Raw genomic sequence first — 19145 nt, 5'->3', positions numbered from 1 at the left:
AAAAGTTAAGGCGCTATCTTTCTTGAATTAATCAGAATCTTTGCACCCTCTTCGTGCAGTCGTTGGATTTCAATACCAAGATCTCTTATCTGTTCTCTGAGAGATTCATTCTCATCAAGCAGGTAAAGGCAGGCTATTATTAAAGCTTTATCGTAAGTTATACGATTATTGCCGGCCCTTATACGTTCCAGCATCTTCTCAAGCTTAATGCCAAGATGCTTCACGTATTCAGGATCTTTGTCTGTCCTTATGGTAAATCTCCTGCCGGAGACAATTATCTCAACTGTGTTTGGCAAATTCGCCACTTTCCACTTCCTCTTATGCCCTTATGGTGATGTTGGACTCTTCCAGTTTTTTAATCACTTTATCTATTATACGAGAAACTTCCTCATCTGACAATGTTTTTTGAGAAGACCTGAATGTAAGTGAGAATGCTAGGCTTTTTTTGCCTTTCGGAATGTTCTCTCCTTCGTAAATATCAAAAAGTTTTATTTTCTCAAGAAGTTTTCCGGCTGCTTTTCTTATGATTTCTTCAACTTTTGCTGCAGGAACCTCTTTATCTGCAAGCACGGCGATATCTCTTGTTACAGGTGGAAATTTCGGAAGCTTTTTAAAGGTTTTTTTCTCTCTACTGGTGAGTTCGAAAAGCTTTTCAAGTTCTATTTCACCTGCATGAACAGGTTGTTTTATTTCCATCTTTTCTTCAACGTCAGGATGGATTCTTCCTATAAATCCTATTTCTTCACCGTTTACTAAAATTTTTGCAGATTGTCCCGGGTGAAGGAACTTTTCTTCTGCTCTTTCAAATTCAGCTTTTAGTCCGAAATATTCGATAAGTTCTTCGGCGATGCCTTTGATATCGTAAAAGTCAACGTCCCTTTCTCTATATATGTCTTCGGGAAGTTTACCTGACAGTAAAAACGCGACATGGAGTTTTTCGTCTGGAAGCTCTTTCCCTGTGTTTTTGAATACGACAGAGACTTCAAAGAGCGCAACGTTCTTTTCGTTTCTTTTGACGTTTTGAGCACAGTTGTTGACAAGAGAAGGCGTTAAAAGATCCCTCATCCCAACCCATTCTTCTGATAAGGGGTTGGATATTTTGATGAGATTTTCAAAATCAAGGCCGAAGGCGTCGTAAAGTTTCTTTCCGATGAAACTGTAGTTTATTGCTTCGTTCAGTCCTTTTGTAGATAAAAACTCTTTCGTTTTCATTATGTTGTCAAATCTACGGGGCCTTTCTATGTTTGAGTGCATAAGTGGGTATGTGCTTTCTATCTTTTTCATTCCGTATATGCGGACAACTTCTTCTATAAGATCAACTTCCCTTGAAACATCATACTTTCTCCATGAAGGGACTTTTACAATTATGTAGTCCTGTTCTTTTTTAACAGGGAAGCCCAAAGAGTTAAGAATTTCGAAGGATTTCCTCGGTGGAATATCAACTCCAATAAGCTTTTTAACTCTTTCCGGATTGAATACAATTACTTTTGGTGTGTAAGGTTTTGGATAAAATTCGACGACGCCGGAGTAGATTTCAGCATCGGCGTACTTCTGGATGAGATAGAGTGCCCTTTCCGCTGCAAAGATGGTTGCTTCTATGTCTGCGCCTCTTTCAAATCTATAAGATGCGTCTGTTGATATACCGAGCCTCTTTGCCGTTTTTCTGATTGTTAAAGGTTCAAAGTGAGCACTTTCAAGGACAATTCTTTCCGTATTGAAAGTTACTCCTGAATCTTCGCCACCCATTATACCTGCAAGGGCTACAGGTTTTTCTGCGTCTGCTATTACAAGGTCTTCGGAGGAGAGCTTCCTTTCAACACCGTCAAGAGTTACGATAGTTTCACCATCTTTTGCTTTTCTAACAATTATAGTGTTTTCTTTTAGCTTGTCGGCATCAAAAGCGTGCATAGGTTGTCCTACTTCGTATAGGACGTAATTTGTTATATCAACGACATTGTTAATAGGTCTTAAACCTACCTTGTAAAGTCTCATCTGCATAAAAAGAGGTGACTGTTTGACTTTTACGTTTCTTGCAACGAATCCGTCGTATCTGGGGCAGGCAACTTCGTCTTTCACTGAAAGTGTAAGAGCGTCTAAAGCATTTTCATCAATGGTTGAGAAAGAAGTTTCTGGCAGTACAACTTCTCTGCCCAATACGCTTTTAAGTTCTCTTGCAATACCAAGTATACTTAGAGCGTCCGGGCGGTTGGTTGTTATTTCGTATTCAATTATCCAGTCATCAAGACCTAAAGCTTTTACTGCGTCTTCGCCGATCTGAAGTCCTGCATTTTCAGGAAGAATCATTATACCTTCGGAGTGAGTGGTGAGACCCAGTTCCTCCTCTGAGCATAGCATCCCGTTTGATTCTACGCCTCTCAGCTTGCTTTTTTTAATTCTTATACCTATCGGCAGTTTTGAGCCGTGAAGAGCTACCGGGATAATAGCGCCTTCAAATATATTGTCGGCACCTGTTACGATTTGAAGAACAGTGTCTCCAACATCAACCTGACAGATTTTTAGCTTGTCGGCGTTTGGATGCTTTTCAATGGTTAGTATTTTTCCTATTACTACTTTTTCTATGTCTTTTCCGGCATAAGTAACAGAGTCAACCTCTATTCCTATGTCGGTCATGATGTCCGCAACTTCCTGCGGAGATAGGTCGTCAATGTCTATGAACTCTTTTAACCAGTTATATGTTATTCTCATACTTCCAACCCTTTGAACTGTTTTATAAATCTTAGATCGTTTTCAAAGAAAAGTCTTAGGTCATCTATTCCGTATTTAAGCATCGTTAGCCTTTCAACGCCCATTCCGAAAGCAAACCCCTGGTAGACTTCAGGATTAATGTTTACAGCCTTGAATACTGCAGGATCAACCATTCCGCAGCCAAGAACTTCAAGCCATCCTGTTCCTTTACATACCTTACAGCCCTTGCCGCCGCATATTACACAGCCAATATCCACTTCGGCACTTGGTTCTGTAAATGGAAAGAAGCTTGGTCTAAATCTAACTTTTGTTTCAGAACCGAAGAATTCTCTCAAGAAAAGTTCAAGAACACCTTTTAAGTCTGCAAATGTTACTGATGTATCAACCATGAGTCCTTCAACCTGATGGAACATAGGGGTGTGTGTTAGGTCTGCATCTTTTCTATAAACTTTTCCAGGAGCTATTATCTGTATCGGTGGATTTGTGGATTCCATTACTCTGATCTGGACAGGTGAAGTGTGGGTTCTTAGAACAACTTCATCTTTTATGTAAAAGGTGTCCTGCATCTCTCTTGCAGGGTGACCTTTAGGTATGTTGAGAGCTTCAAAATTATAAAAGTCAGTTTCTATTTCAGGACCGCTTGCAATAGCAAAGCCCATAGATGTAAATATTTTTGTTATTTCTGCCAGAGTTTTTGTTATAGGGTGGAGGGCTCCTGAAGGAATTTTTCTTCCGGGAAGGGTTATGTCAATAAACTCTTTTTTTAACCTCTCTTCTTTTTCTTTTGCTTTAAGTTCGTTTATTTTGTTTTGGAGCAGTGATTCTATCTCTTTTTTTAGTTCGTTACAGGCTTTTCCGAATGATTTTCTCTCTTCAGGGGGAAGTTCCGGAATTCTTTTTAGGAGAGATGTTACTTCTCCCTTTCTTCCAATATATTTGACTCTTAATTCATTAAGATTTTTTAGATTTTCTATTTTTGAGAGTTCTTCTATAAATTTTGATTTAAGTTCTTTAAGTGTTTCAAGGTTCATTTTCCCCTCTATCCTGAATAAAATTTAAGGGGGAAGAAAGAGCCTTCCCCGCCAAATTTAAAGAGCAGCTTTAACTTTTTCAACTAAGGCTTTGAAGCCTTCCGGATCTCTAACGGCAATGTCCGCAAGGACTTTTCTGTCAAGCTCTATGCCAGCTTTTTTTAGACCGTTGATGAATCTGCTATAGTTAAGGTCAAACTGTCTTACTGCAGCGTTAATTCTTGCGATCCAGAGTCTTCTGAATTCTCTCTTTCTTTCTCTTCTGTGTCTGTAAGCGTAGAAGAGGGATTTCATTACCTGGATTTTCATTGTTCTGTAAAGTTTGTGCTTTGCACCGAAGTAACCTTTGGTTAGCTTTTTAAGCTTTTTCCTTCTGTACTTCCTTGGGCTTGTCTTTACTCTCATCTTTTTCCTCCTTTTAGCGAGCTACGGGCGCCTTCTGGCTTATGCCCGGTTGCATCACTTACTTGTAGAGCACTAACTCTCTGTAGTTTGCAGCCTGAGCACCTGTGAGGTAATCTGCCTTTCTGAGTCTTCTCTTTCTCTTTCTACTTTTCTTGGTGAGGATGTGGCCCTTGTTAGGATGCCAGTGCTTCACCTTTCCGGTAGCAGTTATCTTTACTCTCTTGGCTGCTGACCTGCGTGTTTTAATCTTTGGCATGCCAATCGCCTCCTTCGAAAGTTAAACGGTAGTAATTATATACTCTTACGTTGATATTTCAAGTGTCAGCTTTTAGTTCCGCCTACTGTCATCTCTTTTATCCTGATTGTTGGTAGTGCATCTGAAACGGGAACTCCCTGTCCGTCCTTTCCGCAGGTTCCTATGGCAAATCCGAGATCGTTTCCAACCGCATCTATGTTTTGAAGAACAGCGGGTCCGTTTCCTATTAGTGATGCACCTTTTATTGGATGTGTTACCTTTCCGTTTTCTATCATATATCCTTCAGAAATTTCAAATACAAAGTCTCCGTTTATTGTGTTAACCTGGCCGCCACCCATTTTTACAACTAAGATTCCTTCTTTTGTGTCATTGATAATGTCTTCCGGATCGTCGTGCCCCGGTGCTATAAAGGTGTTTGTCATTCTCGGGATGGGCACATGCATGTATGACTCTCTTCTTCCGTTGCCTGTCGGGTTTTGGTTTGCTTTGCTCGCTTGAAGATAATCATACATAAATCCCTTGAGGATTCCGTTTTCTATCAGGACGTTTTTTGCCGTTGCTACTCCTTCGTCGTCATATCCTGAAGAGCCGTATTTCCCTTTGAGCGTTCCGTCGTCAACAACGGTTACAAGGTCAGAGGCCACTTTTTCTCCGATTTTGCCTGAATAGACTGAAAGTCCCTGGTTTGCAAGGTCTGCTTCGAGTCCGTGACCTACGGCTTCGTGAACCATCGTTCCGCCTGCTTTTGAAGATATCACTACCGGAAACGTTCCGGCAGGAGCCGGTTTTGCGGAGAGCATCTTTATGGCTCTTTCGGCTGCTTTCAGGGCGATGTCTTCCGGTGTTATTTTCTCAAAAATGGAGTAATCACCGAGATGGCCGACAGGTTCATAACCTGTTTGAAGAGTTCTTCCATCGGATGCCACGACAAGAACGTAGAATACAACTCTTGGTCTTACATCCTCAACGATATTTCCGAGAGAGTTGACAATTACAACTTCTTGAATAGAGTCTTTCAGCATTACCGTTACCTGTTTGATTCTGTCTCCACATTCTCTTGCTCTGTAATTGGCTCTTCTTAAGAGCATAATTTTATTTTCTACGGGTATGGTAAAGTCTATTTCTCCGTCAACTATTTCCGGATATCTTTTGTCTTTGATTCTCATATCAAGTGATATTTCTTTTTCAGACGTTGATGCTATTGCCAGATTTTCTATTACAGAAAGAATAGATTTTTGGGTTATCTCGTTGGTAAAACCGTAGTAAGTTTTACCGTTTTTTATCATTCTAATCCCAACGCCAATTTCTATTCCGTTGGATATATTCTCAATACGATTCTCTTCACACTTTGCAACGAATGTAAATTTCTTTTCAAAAAACAGATCAGCAAAGTCGGCACCGCGTTTAAGCAGTTCCCTAACACCAAATTCGCCAAGCTCCTTGAAATCAACTAACATAACTATATCCCCCAATCTCTGAAATAGAGGAAGTCTTTGTCTACCGTCCTCTGAGCTATTTTGCATATAATTGGTAATTTTCTCTTGTATTGTGAACGTTGAATCATTCTCATAACCTTTTCTACTATTTCAGGCTCATATCCGAAGGCTATAATTTCTTCCTTTTTAATCTTCAGGTCAACGTATGCAACTAATATCTGATCAAGTAGATAGTATGAAAAGCCTATTTCTCCTTCGTCTGTTTGTCCCGGCCATAGGTCTGCGGAGGGTTTCTTTTTAACTATTCTTTCAGGGACACCGATATATTCGGCCAGTTCCCACACCTGTGTTTTGTAAAGGTCGCCGAGTGGATTGATGTCGTGTGCGTTGTCTCCCCAGCGAGTAGAATAGCCTATTAAGAGTTCACTTTTGTTGCTTGTTCCTATAACAAGGGCATTGCTGTCGTAAGCAAGGTCGTAGAGAATAGACATTCTCTCTCTGGCCATTTTATTACCGCGTCTTAGTTTTGATGCTTCAGGAAATCTTTTGAAGTATGCATCTATTTGAGGTGTTATGTCTATTTCGTGAAATTCTGCACCGAGAACTTCTCCCACCAGTCTGGCGTCTTCAACTGAAGATTTAGAGCTTTCTTTATAAGGCATTGATATCAGTATGACGTTATCTTTACCGAGGGCTTTTACCGTCAAAAATGCAGAAAGGGCAGAGTCAACGCCGCCGCTTACGCCGATAACGGCTTTTTTAAATCCCGCTTTTTCTATTTCTTGTTTTATGAAAGTGGTAAGGACGTTCATGATGAATTTTTTGTCTTTTATCTTTAAAATTTCTATTAGTTTTTCTTTCATTTTTTTCCTTCCAGAAAGGCTTTTAGTTCTTTTTCAATTAACCAGGGTTTCTCGTCTCTCAGCAGAGGAAGATTTATTCTTGCAGAACGTATCAAAGATGGTTCTATGTCGGCAGTAATTATTTCTTCTTCAAATGTTGTTCCTTCATTCACGATGTTACCATAGGGATCGCATATAAATGAGTTTCCTGAGAAAACGAATCCGTCTTCAACACCGACTCTGTTTGCATAGATAAAGTATGAGCCTGTAAGCCGGGAGTAAAATTCTCCCATATTTTTCCATATCTTTGAGTTGCCGAACATGCGGTTTTCTCTATAGCCCCTGCCGGGGCTGGCAGATTGGACAAATATAAGTTTTGTTCCTTTTAGAAATGGTATATAAATGGAAGAGAAATGCCAGCAGTCTTCACATATGAGAATTGTTGATTTAAAGCCACACATAGCGAAAGTTTCAAACTTATTTCCTGCACCGACAAAGCGGGCTTCATCAAACATCCCGTATGTCGGCAGATAAACTTTTCTGTGTATGTGTTTTACTTCTCCATCTTCTATAAAGAAAGCAGAGTTATAAAGGATATGTTCTTCTGACTCTTCTATACCGCCAACTATTATTCCGATGTGTCTGCTCAGTCTTTTTAAAGGTGATAGTCTTTCATCGTCCGGTTTTATTGCTATTTCAGATGTTATGTCTTGAAGGTAGTAACCTGTCATAGAAAGTTCTGGAAACAGGCAGATACTTACTCCTTTTTCTATGCATTTCTCTACGAACTGGCAGATTTTTTCTATATTCTTTTCTAAGTTTCCCAAAACAGTGTTTATTTGGACAACAGCAACTTTCATAATCACCGCCTGTTGGTAATTGAATTACAAGACTATTTTAAGGCAGACACAGGATAATTTCAATGTAAATAGAAACGGGGCGTAGCCCCGTTTTCTTAGTATATAGGAATGAGCCAATCGCTATATTTACTAACGTTGCCTTTCACTATATTGAAGTAAAGGTCTTGAAGTTTTGAGGTTATCTCTCCGACTTCTCCAGTTCCGATAATTCTTCCGTCTATCTCTGCAATTGGTGCAACCTGTGCTCCTGTTCCTGTAAAGAAGGCTTCGTCTGCTATGTAAAGTTCGCTTCTTAGCATTGGTCTTACTTCCACAGGAACACCTAATTCTTCTTTTAGAAGTTTTATTATTGCGTTTCTTGTAATTCCTTCAAGAATGTTGCTGTATGAAGGTGTAGTTATTGCAACGCCGTTTCTTATAATGAACAGGTTTTCCGCGCTTCCTTCCGCAACTGTTCCGTCAGGGTTGAGCATTATTGCTTCGTCTGCACCGGCTCTGATTGCTTCTGTTTTTGCAAAAGCACTGTTTACATAAGCTCCTGCAACTTTGCATCTTGCAGGAATCATAGAGTCGTTAATTCTGTGGAAAGATGATGTGATAACTTTTAATCCTTTTTTTGTATCAAGGTAATCGCCAAGTGGAACGGTGTAAATTGCCAGTTCGGTGTCATAGCCTATGAGTTTTGGTGAAATTTGAAGGTTAGGGAAGTAAACGATTGGTCTTATGTAGACGTTTTCTTTGTGTTCGCATTTTCTAAGAAGTTCAACGGTTATATCAACAAGTTCATCGACAGTCTTATTCACCTGAAAATTCAGTATTTTGCAGTTTGCCAGCATTCTTTCATAGTGTTCTTTAAAAAATAAACCGAAAAGTTGTTGCTTTTCTTCGTTCCAATATGCTCTGATTCCTTCAAAAACGGCTGTTCCGTAGTGAAAAGAGTTTGTTTGAATATTTATGTTTGCTTCTTCTATTGGAACGAATTTACCTTCAAAGTAGGCATAGCGTTGAGCCATTTTTTCTCCTCCAGTTTTGAGTTTTTCCTTGAGAAATCAATTATACTTCTTTGAAGGCTTTCCTTCTATATATCACCAGTGCTATTCCCAGGATAATCATGAAGATACTCATTATCTGGTTATTGCTTAAAGTGCCAAAATATGTTTTTGGTGTTGCTCTCCAGAATTCAATCAGGAATCTAAAAATTCCGTAAAGAATGAAGTAAAAGCCAAATATTTCTCCTGGTGCTTTTCTTCTCCTGTAAAGTAGATATAGTATTCCGGCTATGAGGAAGTTTGCCGCAGAAGATATAGGCTCTGTTGGATAAAGAGGAATATTAAGAGGTGCAGCTGAGTGGGGGTCTTTAAACACAATGGCAAATCGTGAGTGGCAAACTTTACCGTAGCAGCATCCTGCCATCGTGCAACCTATTCTTCCAAAACCAAGTCCGACTTCACCGGCTATTACTGCAATATCAGCTGTTTTCCATATGGGAATGTTTTTCTTTTTTGCAAGGTAAAGAGCGGTTATGAATCCGAATAAAAATCCGCCATACCAGACAAGTCCACCTTCCCAGAAATAAAATATTCTCCATATAGGATGAAGGTATTGTGGATTATACAGGAAGAAGAAAATTCTCGCTCCAATAAAACCGGAGATAACAGTCCAGATCATAAGATCTGAAAGATCATTTGTGTTTATTCCTTCTTTTTCTCCGAGTTTAATTAAAATGAAGTACCCGCAGATGATACCGATTGCTACCATTACGCCGAAAGTGTAGACGGTGAAGGGGCCTATCTTGAAAAGTATTGGATGCATTTATTGCCTCCTTATTAATTTCAACGCGATTTTGTCACCTGTTAGAGCAAGTGTTGCAAAATAAACAGTCGCAGCTGTTAATATGGTTACTGCTATGGTTGTAATTTTTAGTGGTGGTGACGCAAACTGAAAGTATATTCTTGTGCCGTAAATTGCAACTGGAATTATGGGAAGAGATAAGAGTAAGTATTTGAAGTTTCCTTTTAACCAGTTATCTATAAAAGAAACGTTTTTTTCAAGTTTTCTTATTAAAAAAACAACATTTAGCAAAGAAGTCATTGCCGTGCCAAGAGCCAATCCTGCGGCTCCGAGGTTAAGTTCAAAACAGAGGATTATGTTCACGATTATATTAAATATAAGGGTTGCGGCTCCGACTTTAACAGGATAGCTGTAATCGTCAAGGGAGTAGAAAGCGTTTACCAGGATTTTTTCAAAGGAATAAAACAGAAGGCCGATTCCGTATCCACACAGCACATAGTAGGTTGCGTTCAAATCTTTTACTGTAAATTTACCGTGGTGAAAAACTATATCAATCAGGGGTTTCCCGAAAAAGAGAAGGCCTATGGTTGAGGGGATTATTATCATTGCGCATAATCTGAGTCCTATTGTTAGGTTATACCTGAATGCATCTTCATCTTTGAATGTTTTGGCAAGTTTTGGAAGAAGCACTTGAGACAGGCCTATCGCGAATATTCCGAGAGGTAACTGAACAAATCTGTTTGCGTAGTAAAGATAGGAGATAGCACCGGCAGCTAAAAAAGAGGCAATAATGGTATCTGCCAGCATGGAAAGTTGCCTTACACCGAATCCGAATATTCCCGGAATGATGTTTTTTAGTGCTTTTTTGACATCTTCATCAATTTCCGGTATTGGTTTAGGAACAAATGCCTCTCTTTTGAGGAAATAGAGTTGAAGAAGCACCTGCAAAAATCCACCTATTACAACACCGAGAGCGAGTGCATGGATATTAAGCTTATTTTTCAAAAATATTGCACAGAGTATAAGCGAAATGTTAAAAAGGACTGTGGAAAAAGCCGGTGCAAAAAAATGCTCGTATCCGTTCAGTATACCGCCGAAAAAGGCTACAAGGCTTACCAGAAATATGTAAGGGAACATTTCTCTTGTTAAAGAGATAGCAAGCTTTTCAAATTCTCCTGAAAATCCCGGTGCTATAACTTTTATTATTAGAGGGGCAAATATTTCTCCAATAATTACGACCGTGATAAGAGATATTGAAAGAATAAAAAAGAATCTTGAGGCAAATTCTATGGCTTCTTCTTTGCTAATCTGGAGTTTTTTTGCAAAAGCTGGCGTAAAAGCTGAACTGAATGCTCCTTCTGCAAATACTCTTCTTAACATGTTTGGGATTCTGAAAGCTACAAAAAATACATCTGTTGCCCGTCCGGCACCGAAAGTTGATGCTATGACGACATCTCTTAGCAAGCCAAATACTCTGCTTGAAAATATAGATAATGCTACAATTAGAAATGATTTTCCTATACTTTTATTTTCTGGCATAATAGGCAATTATATAAGAGTTTTGGTCGAGGTGAAAGATGAAAAAGGTTTGTATCATAGGTGCTGGTGTTGTTGGTAGCTCCCTTGCAAAAAAACTTTCGGTTTCAGGTTATGAGATTGCAGTTATAGATAAAAATGGTGCCAAGATAGAAGACTTAACATCAACTCTTGACATAATGGGAATTGATTGTGATGCTACAGAAGTTAGATGTCTGGATAAGGTAAAAGATTTTGAACTTTTTATTGTTGTGACAGACAGTGATGAAAGGAATATAGCGATAGCGGCAATTTTGAAGTCTTTTTTCAAGAAAGACAAGATAATTATAAGAGTTAGTAAAAATGCTTTTGCAGCTCCTCCGATTAAAGAATTACTCGGTGTTGAACCGGTTAACATTCTAACAGAGGTCATAACAAAAATTATTGATACTATTAGATTTCCGTTTGCCCGTTCGGTTGTGCGTTTTGAGAAAGGTAAATTAATTCTTTTGAATTATATGGTTTCTTCTGAAGATATTTTCGCAGGTAAGCAGATAAAAGAGCTTCAGGCTTTAAGAAGGTTGATTCCGTTTACTATTGCCGCTTTGGAAAGAGACGGAAAAGTCACTGTTCCGGATGGTGATACAATAGTTTATCCTGGAGATTCTCTTTTCTTCGTAATAAAAGAAGAAGATGTGAAGATGTTTCAGGAACATCTCCTTAAAAATGCCGAGCCAGTTAAACTTGCTTTTATACTTGGGTATTCAAAGTTTACGGTTGAGCTTCTTAAAAGGATAAGTGATTTTGAAGGATTGAAGATAAAGCTTGTTGAACCTGATTTACAGAAATGTGAAGAGACAGCCGGAGAGTTTCCGAATATTGATGTTCTTCACGGTGAAGTTACGGATGTTGAGCTTCTTAAATCGGAAGGTATTGATAAAGCCGATTTGGTGATAGCTATAACAGAAGACGAAGAGAACAACGTTCTTTCTTGTATTCTTGCCAAAAAGTTGGGAGCAAAAAGAGCGGCCGCTTTAATAGCCCATTCCGAATATGAGAACATCATAGAATCAATCGGCATTGATACACCTATAGTTCCCAGGAAATTGCTGGCAAGCCGTGTCTATACTACTCTTAGCAGTAAAAGTCTTCTTGATGTTTTTGAGTTAAGAGAAAATATAGAGATTCTTGAAATGCGGGTTGGTGAAGAGTGGGATGGTAAACAGATAGCTGAAATAAAGTGTAAAGAATGTCCATTGGTTCTTGCTCTTAAAAGGGATAATGATATTCAGGTAGTTGGTGGAGACACTGTTGTTAAAAAAGGAGATATTCTTATATGTATAAGGCAGAGGTAGTGTGATGAAAGTGAAGGGTATTGATTTAGTAGTGGTCTTTAAGGTTGTTGTTTCAATTCTTTTCTACATGTCTCTTTCTCTTCTGATTCCGGCTACTTATTCTCTGGTTGTAGGTGATGGACAGGTTATGGATTTTATCTATCCGTTTCTTCTTGTAGGTTCAATATATCTTCTTGCCTATCAGATAGAAGTAAAAGATGATTTGACACTTAAAGAGGCGATTTTATCTATATCTCTCATATGGCTCATATTCCCCGCCATTTCGGCGATGGCTTACTGGATAAACGGTGCTATTCCTGACTTCATAGAGGCTTACTTTGAATCTGTTTCCGGTTTTACGACAACGGGAGCTTCCATACTAACAAATGTGGAAGCTATGCCGAAAAGTTTACTGCTCTGGCGCTCCACTACAAACTGGGTTGGCGGTCTTGGGTTTGTCGTTTTTGCTATTGCACTTTTGCCAGCCCTTGGTTCTGGCGGTATGCAAATGATGAAGTTTGAGGCTTCTAAAGCAGTAGAGGAGAAATTAAAGCCAAAAGTGAAAGAGGTCGCAAGAATAATCTTTGTTATTTATAACGGTTTGATTCTTGCTGAAATTCTTCTTCTTGTTATTGGTGGAATGCCTCTTTTTGATGCCGTTAACCATGCGTTTTGCACGATAGCAACCGGTGGTTTTTCCGTTAAAAACAGCAGTATAGGGAGCTATCACAGTGTTTTTATAGAGATGGTAGTTGCTCTGTTTATGGTTTTTGGTTCTGTTAATTTTCTTAACTGGTATCACCTTTACAGAACAAAAAACTGGAGGGTTTTCTTTAAATCGGAAGAGAACAAGCTTTACTTTACAATTCTTGGAATTGCCATTGTTCTATGTGCTTTTATTCTGACTGTTGACGGATTTTATAATCCCCTTCAGGCTCTAAGATACAGTATATTTCAAGTTATTAACTCAGCATCTACAACAGGTTTCTCTTCTACGGATTACACTCATTGGCCGACATTTGTTTTAGCGGTGCTTATTATTCTGGAGTTTTTGGGCGGTGTTTCAGGTTCAACAGCAGGTGGTTTAAAACAGTTCAGACTTGTTGCTCTGGGAAAATCCATATATGGTGAGTTGAAAAAAACTGCACATCCAAGACTTGTTTACAGGATTAAACTGGACGGTAAAACTCTTGATTTTTCTGCTCTTAATGCAATATGGGCTTTTGGAGCGGCTTTTACATTTATTACTGTGATTGTGGGAATCCTTCTTTGTTTAAATGGCACTGATCTTGTAACTGCATTTTCATCTTCAATTGCCTGCGCTAGTTGTTCCGGTCCAGGCCTTTTAAAGACAGGTCCTGCCGGAAACTATCACTTTTTTGCCGACTGGCAGAAGTTCATGCTTTCCATAGAAATGATACTTGGAAGACTTGAGATATTTGCACTTTTTGCGATCTTTATGCCTTCTTTTTGGAAAGATTGATAATGAGTTGCAATTGACATAGTTAGGGAATGTTAATAATTTTTCCCTAACTACATTTGAAAGGAGGAAAAAGCATGTTTGAAAAATTGCTTTTTGTGATTCTTCTCACACTTGTTTTAAATTTACCTTTTGGCTGGTTGAGAGAAACGACGGAGAAGTTTTCAAAAAAGTGGTTTCTATACATTCACCTTCCTATACCGTTTATAATAGCCTGCAGGATTTTGCTTGGAATCAGTATAAAATTTGCTCCTATTCTTATTGCTACGGCGGTTGTTGGTCAGCTTGTCGGAGGTATGATAAGGAGAAGATATTATCCTGGAGGTCTTTATGAGTGAGACTTTTCACGGTACTACTATCTGTGCCGTTATAAAGGATGGAAAAGTAGCCATGGCCGGTGATGGTCAGGTTACTCTGGGAAACACTGTGTTTAAAAACGGTGCCAGAAAAGTTAGGAAAATATATAACGGTAATGTTCTGGTTGGATTTGCCGGTTCTGTTGCCGATGCTTTTTCCCTTCTTGAGAGATTTGAATCCAAGTTAACTTCCTTCGGCGGTAATCTTTTAAAGTCTGCTGTTGAGCTTGCAAAAGATTGGCGAACCGATAGAGTTTTGAGGCGTCTTGAAGCGATGCTTCTTGTTGCAGATAAGAGTAGGATACTACTTATTTCTGGTAATGGGGATGTGATAGAGCCTGACATTCCCGTTATGGCGATAGGCTCAGGTGGTGCTTATGCTCAGGCGGCTGCTACTGCCCTTTATGAGAATACCAATTTGTCGGCAAGAGAGATTGTTGAAAAATCTCTAAAAATAGCTGGAAGTATATGTATCTATACAAATGTTAATATAGTTGTGGAAGAACTTTCTTAAAGAGGAAGAAATGATAGATCTTCATACTCATACGGTTTTTAGTGACGGTGAGCTTATTCCTTCCGAACTTGTTCGGCGTGCCGAGTTTTTAGGTTACAGAGCGATAGCCATAACTGACCATGCAGATTACTCCAATTATCAGTTTATTATTGAAAATCTTCTAAAAACAGTTGAGATTCTCACTGAAAATACGAACATAGTTGTTCTTCCTGGTGTGGAGATAACTCATGTTCCACCTGTTAAAATTCCGGAATTGATAGAGAAGTGCAGAAACGAAGGAGCTAAAGTTGTTGTTGTTCACGGTGAGACAGTAGTCGAGCCGGTGGCTGAGGGAACAAATCTGGCAGCAATTGAGGGTAGAGCCGATATTCTTGCTCATCCTGGACTTGTGGATTTGAAGATACTTGAGATGGCGGCTAAAAATGGTGTAGCTATTGAGATAACTGCAAGAAAAGGGCATAATATAACCAATGGATACGTTGTGAAAATTGGTAGAGAAGTTGGTGTTAGATTTGTTATAAATACTGATGCTCATGCACCTTCCGATTTGATAGATAGAGCTTTCGCTATGAAAGTTGGTCTTGGTGCAGGACTTACAATGCGTGAGGTAGAAATGGCTTTTGCAACGTCTGAGGAAATGGTCAGGAGGAAAATGGGGAATGAAAAAGCCGCCTTATAAATCTTACGGAAGAGATAAAAAGAAAAAGAAAGCAAAAATAGAAAAGCACATTGATATACCGGCTCCTGTTGATACTCCGGAAGCCGAGATGATGGTTGATGATGTTTATAAAGTTGTTGCATTTTTTCAGGAGCATGCTTCTAAGTTTGTCGCTGTTCTTGCAGCTCTGGTAATTTTAGGCGGAAGTTATTTTGGTTATAAATGGTATAAAAATAGTCTGGAGATGAAAGCAGCGTCTATTTTTGATAGAGGAATGATTGCCCTCGAAAATGGCAATGAGAAAGAAGCCGAGAAGTATTTTAAAGAGGCTGCCGATAAATATTTTTCTGCACCTTCCGGGAAAGCAGGAGCTTTTCTGTATGGAAAGTTGGCAAATGATGTATCTTATATTAAAAAGTTAGAAGGCGTTAAAAGCTTTACGCTTTCTCCTGCTGCAAAGTTGGAAGATGGTATTTTTATGATGAAAGACGGGAAGGGCGAAATGGCAGTTCAAAAGTTTGCCTCACTTTCGAGGGATAAGGATTGGACATATCCTGCCGGGCTTTACTACTTAACAATCTACTACCTTTCAAATGGTAAAAAGGATAAAGCGAAAGAGACTTATGATATTTTGAGCGGAGATTATAAAAATAGTTTCTACACGGCTGTTTTAGGGGAAGTTATTCAATGATAACCGAGGTTAAAAATAGCTTTACATCTTCCCTTCTTACTGTTTTAAGAGATAGAAAAAGTGATGGTGTTTCTTTTCGCAAAGCTGCAGAAAAACTTACTTCGGTTTTGATATCAAAAGCTTTATCTAATCTTCCTGTTGATTCGGTTGTTGTAGATACGCCTGTTGAAAGTGGTGTTAAAGCTGATGTTCTGAACGTTGATATTGTATTTGTTCCCATTTTGAGAGCAGGGCTTTTGATGCTTCATCCTGCCATTTCGCTTTATGAAAGGGGAAGAATAGGATTTGCTGGTGTTTATCGGAATGAGGAAACACTGGAACCAAACCTATATTACTTTAAAGTGCCTGTTGTTAAAGATGCCTTTTACTTTATTCTTGATCCCATGCTTGCTACCGGCGGGACGGCTGCATGTGTAATAGGTAAGCTTTTGGGATTAAATGTAAAACCTGATAGGATAAAATTTGTTTCTCTGGTAAGTGCACCGGAAGGAATTGAAAAGCTTGAGGCGTTTTCTGGCGTTGAAATTTTCACGGCTTCAATTGATAGATGTTTGAACGATAAAGGTTATATTATGCCGGGTCTTGGTGATGCCGGTGATAGGTTTTGTTACACGGAAGGGGTGGAGGTTGTAGAGGATTATGGAATTTAAGACGGTTAGAGGTGTTGAGGACGTAATACCGCCTAAAAGTGAAAAATTTGAAAAAATTGCTGAGACGTTTAAAGAAAAGGTAAAGGTTTACGGTTTTAAAGAGGTTATTCTTCCCGTTTTTGAAGAAGCGGGGCTGTTTTTAAGAAGTGTTGGAGAAACAACGGATATTGTTCAGAAAGAGATGTATGTTTTTGAAGATAGGGGTGGCAGAAAGATAGCTCTGAGACCTGAAGGAACAGCTTCTGCCGTGAGGGCTTACATTCAGCACGGTATTTATGTGAAAGAACCTTTTACAAAGTGGTTTTACATAGGTCCTATGTTTCGTTACGAAAGGCCTCAGGCTGGGAGGAATAGACAGTTTTTCCAGGCGGGATGTGAAGTTTTTGGTCTTTCTTCTCCCGGAGCGGATGCGGAGGTTATACTTCTCGCTTCAGAAATTTTAAAAGCATTAGATGTTAAGTTTACTCTTGAGATTAACTCTATCGGATGTGAAAGGTGCAGACCGAATTACAGGAGAGCATTAATTGAGTATCTCTCATCTAAAAAAGAGAGTTTGTGTAAAGATTGTCAGAGCAGACTTGAAAGAAATCCCTTGAGAGTTCTTGATTGTAAAAACGAGTCCTGCAGAGAAGTTGTTAGAGAGGTACCTTTAATAACAGATTATCTTTGTAATGAGTGCAGGGAACATTTTGAGAGACTTAAAGTTTTACTTAAAGAGCTTGATGTTCCTTTTGTTCACAATCCTTTCATCGTGAGAGGTCTTGATTACTATACAAAAACCGTTTTTGAGTTTAAATCTGAAAATTTAGGAGCTCAAAGTACCGTTTTGGCAGGTGGTCGCTACGATAATTTGATAAAAGAGCTCGGCGGTGGTGATGTTCCGGCTCTCGGTTTTGCAATGGGTATTGACAGAATAATGCTTCTCCTTCCTGATGAAGAGAAAGAGAGAAAAGGTCTTTTTGTCGTAACCGGAGGAGAAAAAGCCTATTTAGAGGGACTTAAACTTGTTAAAACTTTAAGAGATAAAGGATTCTATGCAGAGATAGATCATAGGCAAGGTAGTTTTAAATCTCAGTTTAAGCTTGCCAATAAGTTAAACGTAAAATATGTAGTTATCATAGGCGATGAAGAATTGGAGGGCGGTTTTTACTCTTTGAAGTGTTTTGAAACCGGCAAGCAGGAAAGGATAGAATCTGTTGCTGAATTGTTAGCGAGGCTTTGATGGGAAATGGCACAAAGAAGGTTCTGATTTTAGGTTCTACAGGCTCAATCGGAGAGAACACACTTGATATTATCAGACAGTTTCCTGAAAGGTTTAAGGTTACAGGACTTGTTGCCGGGAAAAACAGTGAGAAGCTAAAAAAACAGATGGAAAAGTTTAATCCTGAAGCTGTTGCTCTGTTTGAAGGAGAACTTGAGACGCCTGTAGGTGTTGACTTTTATTCTGGAGAAGAAGGGATAAAATCTTTAATACAGGATATTGATTTTGATATTGTTGTTGCTGCTATATCTGGAGCTTCCGGAATTATTCCGACGTTTGAATCTGCGAAAAAGGCAGAAAGGGTGGCACTTGCCAACAAGGAGTCTCTTGTCTGTGCTGGTAAATTCATTAAAGCTGTAGCAAAGGAGCTAGTCCCTGTTGATAGTGAACATTCTGCGATATTTCAAGCACTTCTATCAGGAAAAAAAGAAGAGATAAAAGAGATTATTCTTACAGCTTCCGGAGGCCCTTTTAGAGGTAAAAAACTTGAAGAGTTAAAAGATGTAAAGCCTGAAGATGCTCTTTCCCATCCAAACTGGGATATGGGTAATAAGGTAACAATAGATTCGGCGACTCTTATGAATAAAGGACTTGAAGTTATTGAAGCTGTTTGGTTATTTGATGTTCCTGTTGAAAAGATAAAAGTGGTTGTTCATCCTCAGAGTATTGTCCATTCTATGGTGAGATTTTGTGATAACTCTTTTATAGCCCAGATGGGAAAACCGGATATGAGAATTCCGATAGCTTATGCTCTTTCCTATCCTGAAAGATTGCCGCTTCCTGACAATCTTGGAATGGAGTTTTACGAAATGTCTCTTACATTTGAAAAGCCTGATTTGAAAACGTTTAAATGTTTGAGGCTTGCTTTTGAAGCTCTGGATAGAGGTTATCCATATCCAATAATCTTAAATGCTGCTGATGAAGTGGCGGTTAACAGTTTTCTGAAAGGGAAAATTCCTTTTACAGCGATTCCGGAAGTTATAGAAAAAACAATGGATATACTTAACCTTTCCTCTCCGGAAACTATAGAAGAGGTTGTTTCCATTGATAAACTGGCAAGAGAAACCGCCGAAAAAGTTGTTCAGAGCTTTTTAGCTTAAAGCTTCTTTTACTGCTGCTTCGGCATGTATAAATGTGGTATCAAAAAGCAGCACCGGAACATCTCCATTTTTGACCAAAAGGCCTATTTCCGTGCATCCTAAAATAATTCCTTCAGCTTTGTTTTCGATAAATTCTTCCATTATTCTGATGTATTCTTTCTTTGAGTTCTCTTTTATGATGCGGTTGTGTCAATAATTTTGTGTAAACCATTAGGAGTACCTCCTGGAGAACATATCCTGAAGTTCTTCCTTAGCCTCA

Annotated in this window: 21 protein-coding genes; 9 read left to right on the top strand and 12 right to left on the bottom strand. The window is 39.0% G+C overall.

The window, feature by feature from the left end; translation table 11 throughout:
* Positions 1-5 precede the first annotated feature (5 nt).
* The 11 genes from BLW93_RS03180 to murJ all read right to left on the bottom strand — a co-directional run bounded on the left by BLW93_RS03180 (position 6) and on the right by murJ (position 10866).
* Positions 6-305: a cell division protein ZapA gene (locus BLW93_RS03180; RefSeq protein WP_076712666.1), complete on the bottom strand. Its 300-nt coding sequence runs from the start codon at positions 303-305 to the stop codon at positions 6-8.
* 13 nt (positions 306-318) lie between these two features.
* Positions 319-2706, bottom strand: coding sequence for a phenylalanine--tRNA ligase subunit beta (gene pheT, locus BLW93_RS03175; protein WP_076712665.1), 2388 nt, complete (start codon positions 2704-2706; stop codon positions 319-321).
* Positions 2703-3737, bottom strand: a complete 1035-nt coding sequence (pheS, locus tag BLW93_RS03170; protein ID WP_076712664.1) for a phenylalanine--tRNA ligase subunit alpha — start codon at positions 3735-3737, stop codon at positions 2703-2705. Before pheS ends, pheT begins: the two co-directional genes overlap by 4 nt.
* 57 nt (positions 3738-3794) lie before the next feature.
* Positions 3795-4142 (bottom strand): 50S ribosomal protein L20, encoded by a 348-nt coding sequence (gene rplT / locus BLW93_RS03165; RefSeq protein WP_076712663.1) that lies wholly within the window; start codon positions 4140-4142, stop codon positions 3795-3797.
* A gap of 58 nt (positions 4143-4200) precedes the next feature.
* Positions 4201-4398, bottom strand: coding sequence for a 50S ribosomal protein L35 (rpmI, locus tag BLW93_RS03160; protein ID WP_076712662.1), 198 nt, complete (start codon positions 4396-4398; stop codon positions 4201-4203).
* Between the two features lie 65 nt (positions 4399-4463).
* Positions 4464-5855 (bottom strand): TldD/PmbA family protein, encoded by a 1392-nt coding sequence (locus BLW93_RS03155; RefSeq protein ID WP_076712661.1) that lies wholly within the window; start codon positions 5853-5855, stop codon positions 4464-4466.
* Between the two features lie 2 nt (positions 5856-5857).
* The gene (locus BLW93_RS03150; protein WP_078058103.1) at positions 5858-6697 is read right to left on the bottom strand and encodes an NAD+ synthase; all 840 of its coding nucleotides are present in this window, start codon (positions 6695-6697) and stop codon (positions 5858-5860) included.
* Entirely contained in the window at positions 6694-7536 is an 843-nt protein-coding gene (locus BLW93_RS03145) for a nitrilase-related carbon-nitrogen hydrolase (RefSeq protein ID WP_076712660.1), read from the bottom strand. The genes BLW93_RS03150 and BLW93_RS03145 overlap by 4 nt, the downstream gene beginning before the upstream one ends.
* A 95-nt stretch (positions 7537-7631) precedes the next feature.
* A complete protein-coding gene (locus BLW93_RS03140; protein ID WP_076712659.1) occupies positions 7632-8549 on the bottom strand; it encodes a branched-chain amino acid transaminase in 918 nt (305 codons plus the stop codon).
* A gap of 40 nt (positions 8550-8589) precedes the next feature.
* Positions 8590-9348, bottom strand: a complete 759-nt coding sequence (lgt, locus tag BLW93_RS03135) for a prolipoprotein diacylglyceryl transferase (protein ID WP_076712658.1) — start codon at positions 9346-9348, stop codon at positions 8590-8592.
* On the bottom strand, positions 9349-10866 hold the full coding sequence (murJ, locus tag BLW93_RS03130) for a murein biosynthesis integral membrane protein MurJ (RefSeq protein ID WP_076712657.1): 1518 nt from the start codon (positions 10864-10866) through the stop codon (positions 9349-9351).
* 38 nt (positions 10867-10904) lie between these two features.
* Here murJ and BLW93_RS03125 point away from each other — a divergent pair, with 38 nt between their 5' ends.
* The 9 genes from BLW93_RS03125 to dxr all read left to right on the top strand — a co-directional run bounded on the left by BLW93_RS03125 (position 10905) and on the right by dxr (position 18886).
* Positions 10905-12197, top strand: coding sequence for an NAD-binding protein (locus tag BLW93_RS03125; RefSeq protein ID WP_076712656.1), 1293 nt, complete (start codon positions 10905-10907; stop codon positions 12195-12197).
* 4 nt (positions 12198-12201) lie between these two features.
* Positions 12202-13659, top strand: a complete 1458-nt coding sequence (locus BLW93_RS03120; protein ID WP_076712655.1) for a TrkH family potassium uptake protein — start codon at positions 12202-12204, stop codon at positions 13657-13659.
* 74 nt (positions 13660-13733) lie between these two features.
* The gene (locus BLW93_RS03115; protein WP_076712654.1) at positions 13734-13994 is read left to right on the top strand and encodes a hypothetical protein; all 261 of its coding nucleotides are present in this window, start codon (positions 13734-13736) and stop codon (positions 13992-13994) included.
* Entirely contained in the window at positions 13987-14526 is a 540-nt protein-coding gene (hslV, locus tag BLW93_RS03110) for an ATP-dependent protease subunit HslV (RefSeq protein ID WP_076712653.1), read from the top strand. Before BLW93_RS03115 ends, hslV begins: the two co-directional genes overlap by 8 nt.
* 10 nt (positions 14527-14536) lie before the next feature.
* A complete protein-coding gene (locus tag BLW93_RS03105) occupies positions 14537-15205 on the top strand; it encodes a histidinol phosphate phosphatase domain-containing protein (RefSeq protein ID WP_076712652.1) in 669 nt (222 codons plus the stop codon).
* The gene (locus BLW93_RS03100) at positions 15186-15875 is read left to right on the top strand and encodes a YfgM family protein (protein WP_076712651.1); all 690 of its coding nucleotides are present in this window, start codon (positions 15186-15188) and stop codon (positions 15873-15875) included. The genes BLW93_RS03105 and BLW93_RS03100 overlap by 20 nt, the downstream gene beginning before the upstream one ends.
* Entirely contained in the window at positions 15872-16525 is a 654-nt protein-coding gene (gene upp, locus BLW93_RS03095; protein ID WP_076712650.1) for a uracil phosphoribosyltransferase, read from the top strand. Before BLW93_RS03100 ends, upp begins: the two co-directional genes overlap by 4 nt.
* Positions 16515-17747, top strand: coding sequence for a histidine--tRNA ligase (gene hisS, locus BLW93_RS03090; protein ID WP_076712649.1), 1233 nt, complete (start codon positions 16515-16517; stop codon positions 17745-17747). Before upp ends, hisS begins: the two co-directional genes overlap by 11 nt.
* Positions 17747-18886: a 1-deoxy-D-xylulose-5-phosphate reductoisomerase gene (dxr, locus tag BLW93_RS03085; protein WP_076712648.1), complete on the top strand. Its 1140-nt coding sequence runs from the start codon at positions 17747-17749 to the stop codon at positions 18884-18886. Before hisS ends, dxr begins: the two co-directional genes overlap by 1 nt.
* On the opposite strand, the gene BLW93_RS03080 is transcribed toward dxr, so the two are convergent.
* The gene (locus tag BLW93_RS03080; protein ID WP_342743758.1) at positions 18878-19063 is read right to left on the bottom strand and encodes an aspartate/glutamate racemase family protein; all 186 of its coding nucleotides are present in this window, start codon (positions 19061-19063) and stop codon (positions 18878-18880) included. The genes dxr and BLW93_RS03080 overlap by 9 nt on opposite strands.
* Positions 19064-19145 lie beyond the last annotated feature (82 nt).

This window comes from Desulfurobacterium indicum (assembly GCF_001968985.1).
Taxonomy (GTDB): domain Bacteria; phylum Aquificota; class Aquificia; order Desulfurobacteriales; family Desulfurobacteriaceae; genus Desulfurobacterium_A; species Desulfurobacterium_A indicum.
This window is presented reverse-complemented; position numbering and strand designations above follow the sequence as displayed.

Bases quoted from the DNA above. Each gene is read 5' to 3' on its own strand.
- pheT (WP_076712665.1), bottom strand. From the start codon at position 2,706: ATGAGAATAACATATAACTGGTTAAAAGAGTTCATAGACATTGACGAC.
- pheS (WP_076712664.1), bottom strand. From the start codon at position 3,737: ATGAACCTTGAAACACTTAAAGAACTTAAATCAAAATTTATAGAAGAA.
- rplT (WP_076712663.1), bottom strand. From the start codon at position 4,142: ATGAGAGTAAAGACAAGCCCAAGGAAGTACAGAAGGAAAAAGCTTAAA.
- rpmI (WP_076712662.1), bottom strand. From the start codon at position 4,398: ATGCCAAAGATTAAAACACGCAGGTCAGCAGCCAAGAGAGTAAAGATA.
- BLW93_RS03155 (WP_076712661.1), bottom strand. From the start codon at position 5,855: ATGTTAGTTGATTTCAAGGAGCTTGGCGAATTTGGTGTTAGGGAACTG.
- BLW93_RS03150 (WP_078058103.1), bottom strand. From the start codon at position 6,697: ATGAAAGAAAAACTAATAGAAATTTTAAAGATAAAAGACAAAAAATTC.
- BLW93_RS03145 (WP_076712660.1), bottom strand. From the start codon at position 7,536: ATGAAAGTTGCTGTTGTCCAAATAAACACTGTTTTGGGAAACTTAGAA.
- BLW93_RS03140 (WP_076712659.1), bottom strand. From the start codon at position 8,549: ATGGCTCAACGCTATGCCTACTTTGAAGGTAAATTCGTTCCAATAGAA.
- lgt (WP_076712658.1), bottom strand. From the start codon at position 9,348: ATGCATCCAATACTTTTCAAGATAGGCCCCTTCACCGTCTACACTTTC.
- murJ (WP_076712657.1), bottom strand. From the start codon at position 10,866: ATGCCAGAAAATAAAAGTATAGGAAAATCATTTCTAATTGTAGCATTA.
- BLW93_RS03125 (WP_076712656.1), top strand. From the start codon at position 10,905: ATGAAAAAGGTTTGTATCATAGGTGCTGGTGTTGTTGGTAGCTCCCTT.
- BLW93_RS03120 (WP_076712655.1), top strand. From the start codon at position 12,202: ATGAAAGTGAAGGGTATTGATTTAGTAGTGGTCTTTAAGGTTGTTGTT.
- BLW93_RS03115 (WP_076712654.1), top strand. From the start codon at position 13,734: ATGTTTGAAAAATTGCTTTTTGTGATTCTTCTCACACTTGTTTTAAAT.
- hslV (WP_076712653.1), top strand. From the start codon at position 13,987: ATGAGTGAGACTTTTCACGGTACTACTATCTGTGCCGTTATAAAGGAT.
- BLW93_RS03105 (WP_076712652.1), top strand. From the start codon at position 14,537: ATGATAGATCTTCATACTCATACGGTTTTTAGTGACGGTGAGCTTATT.
- BLW93_RS03100 (WP_076712651.1), top strand. From the start codon at position 15,186: ATGAAAAAGCCGCCTTATAAATCTTACGGAAGAGATAAAAAGAAAAAG.
- upp (WP_076712650.1), top strand. From the start codon at position 15,872: ATGATAACCGAGGTTAAAAATAGCTTTACATCTTCCCTTCTTACTGTT.
- hisS (WP_076712649.1), top strand. From the start codon at position 16,515: ATGGAATTTAAGACGGTTAGAGGTGTTGAGGACGTAATACCGCCTAAA.
- dxr (WP_076712648.1), top strand. From the start codon at position 17,747: ATGGGAAATGGCACAAAGAAGGTTCTGATTTTAGGTTCTACAGGCTCA.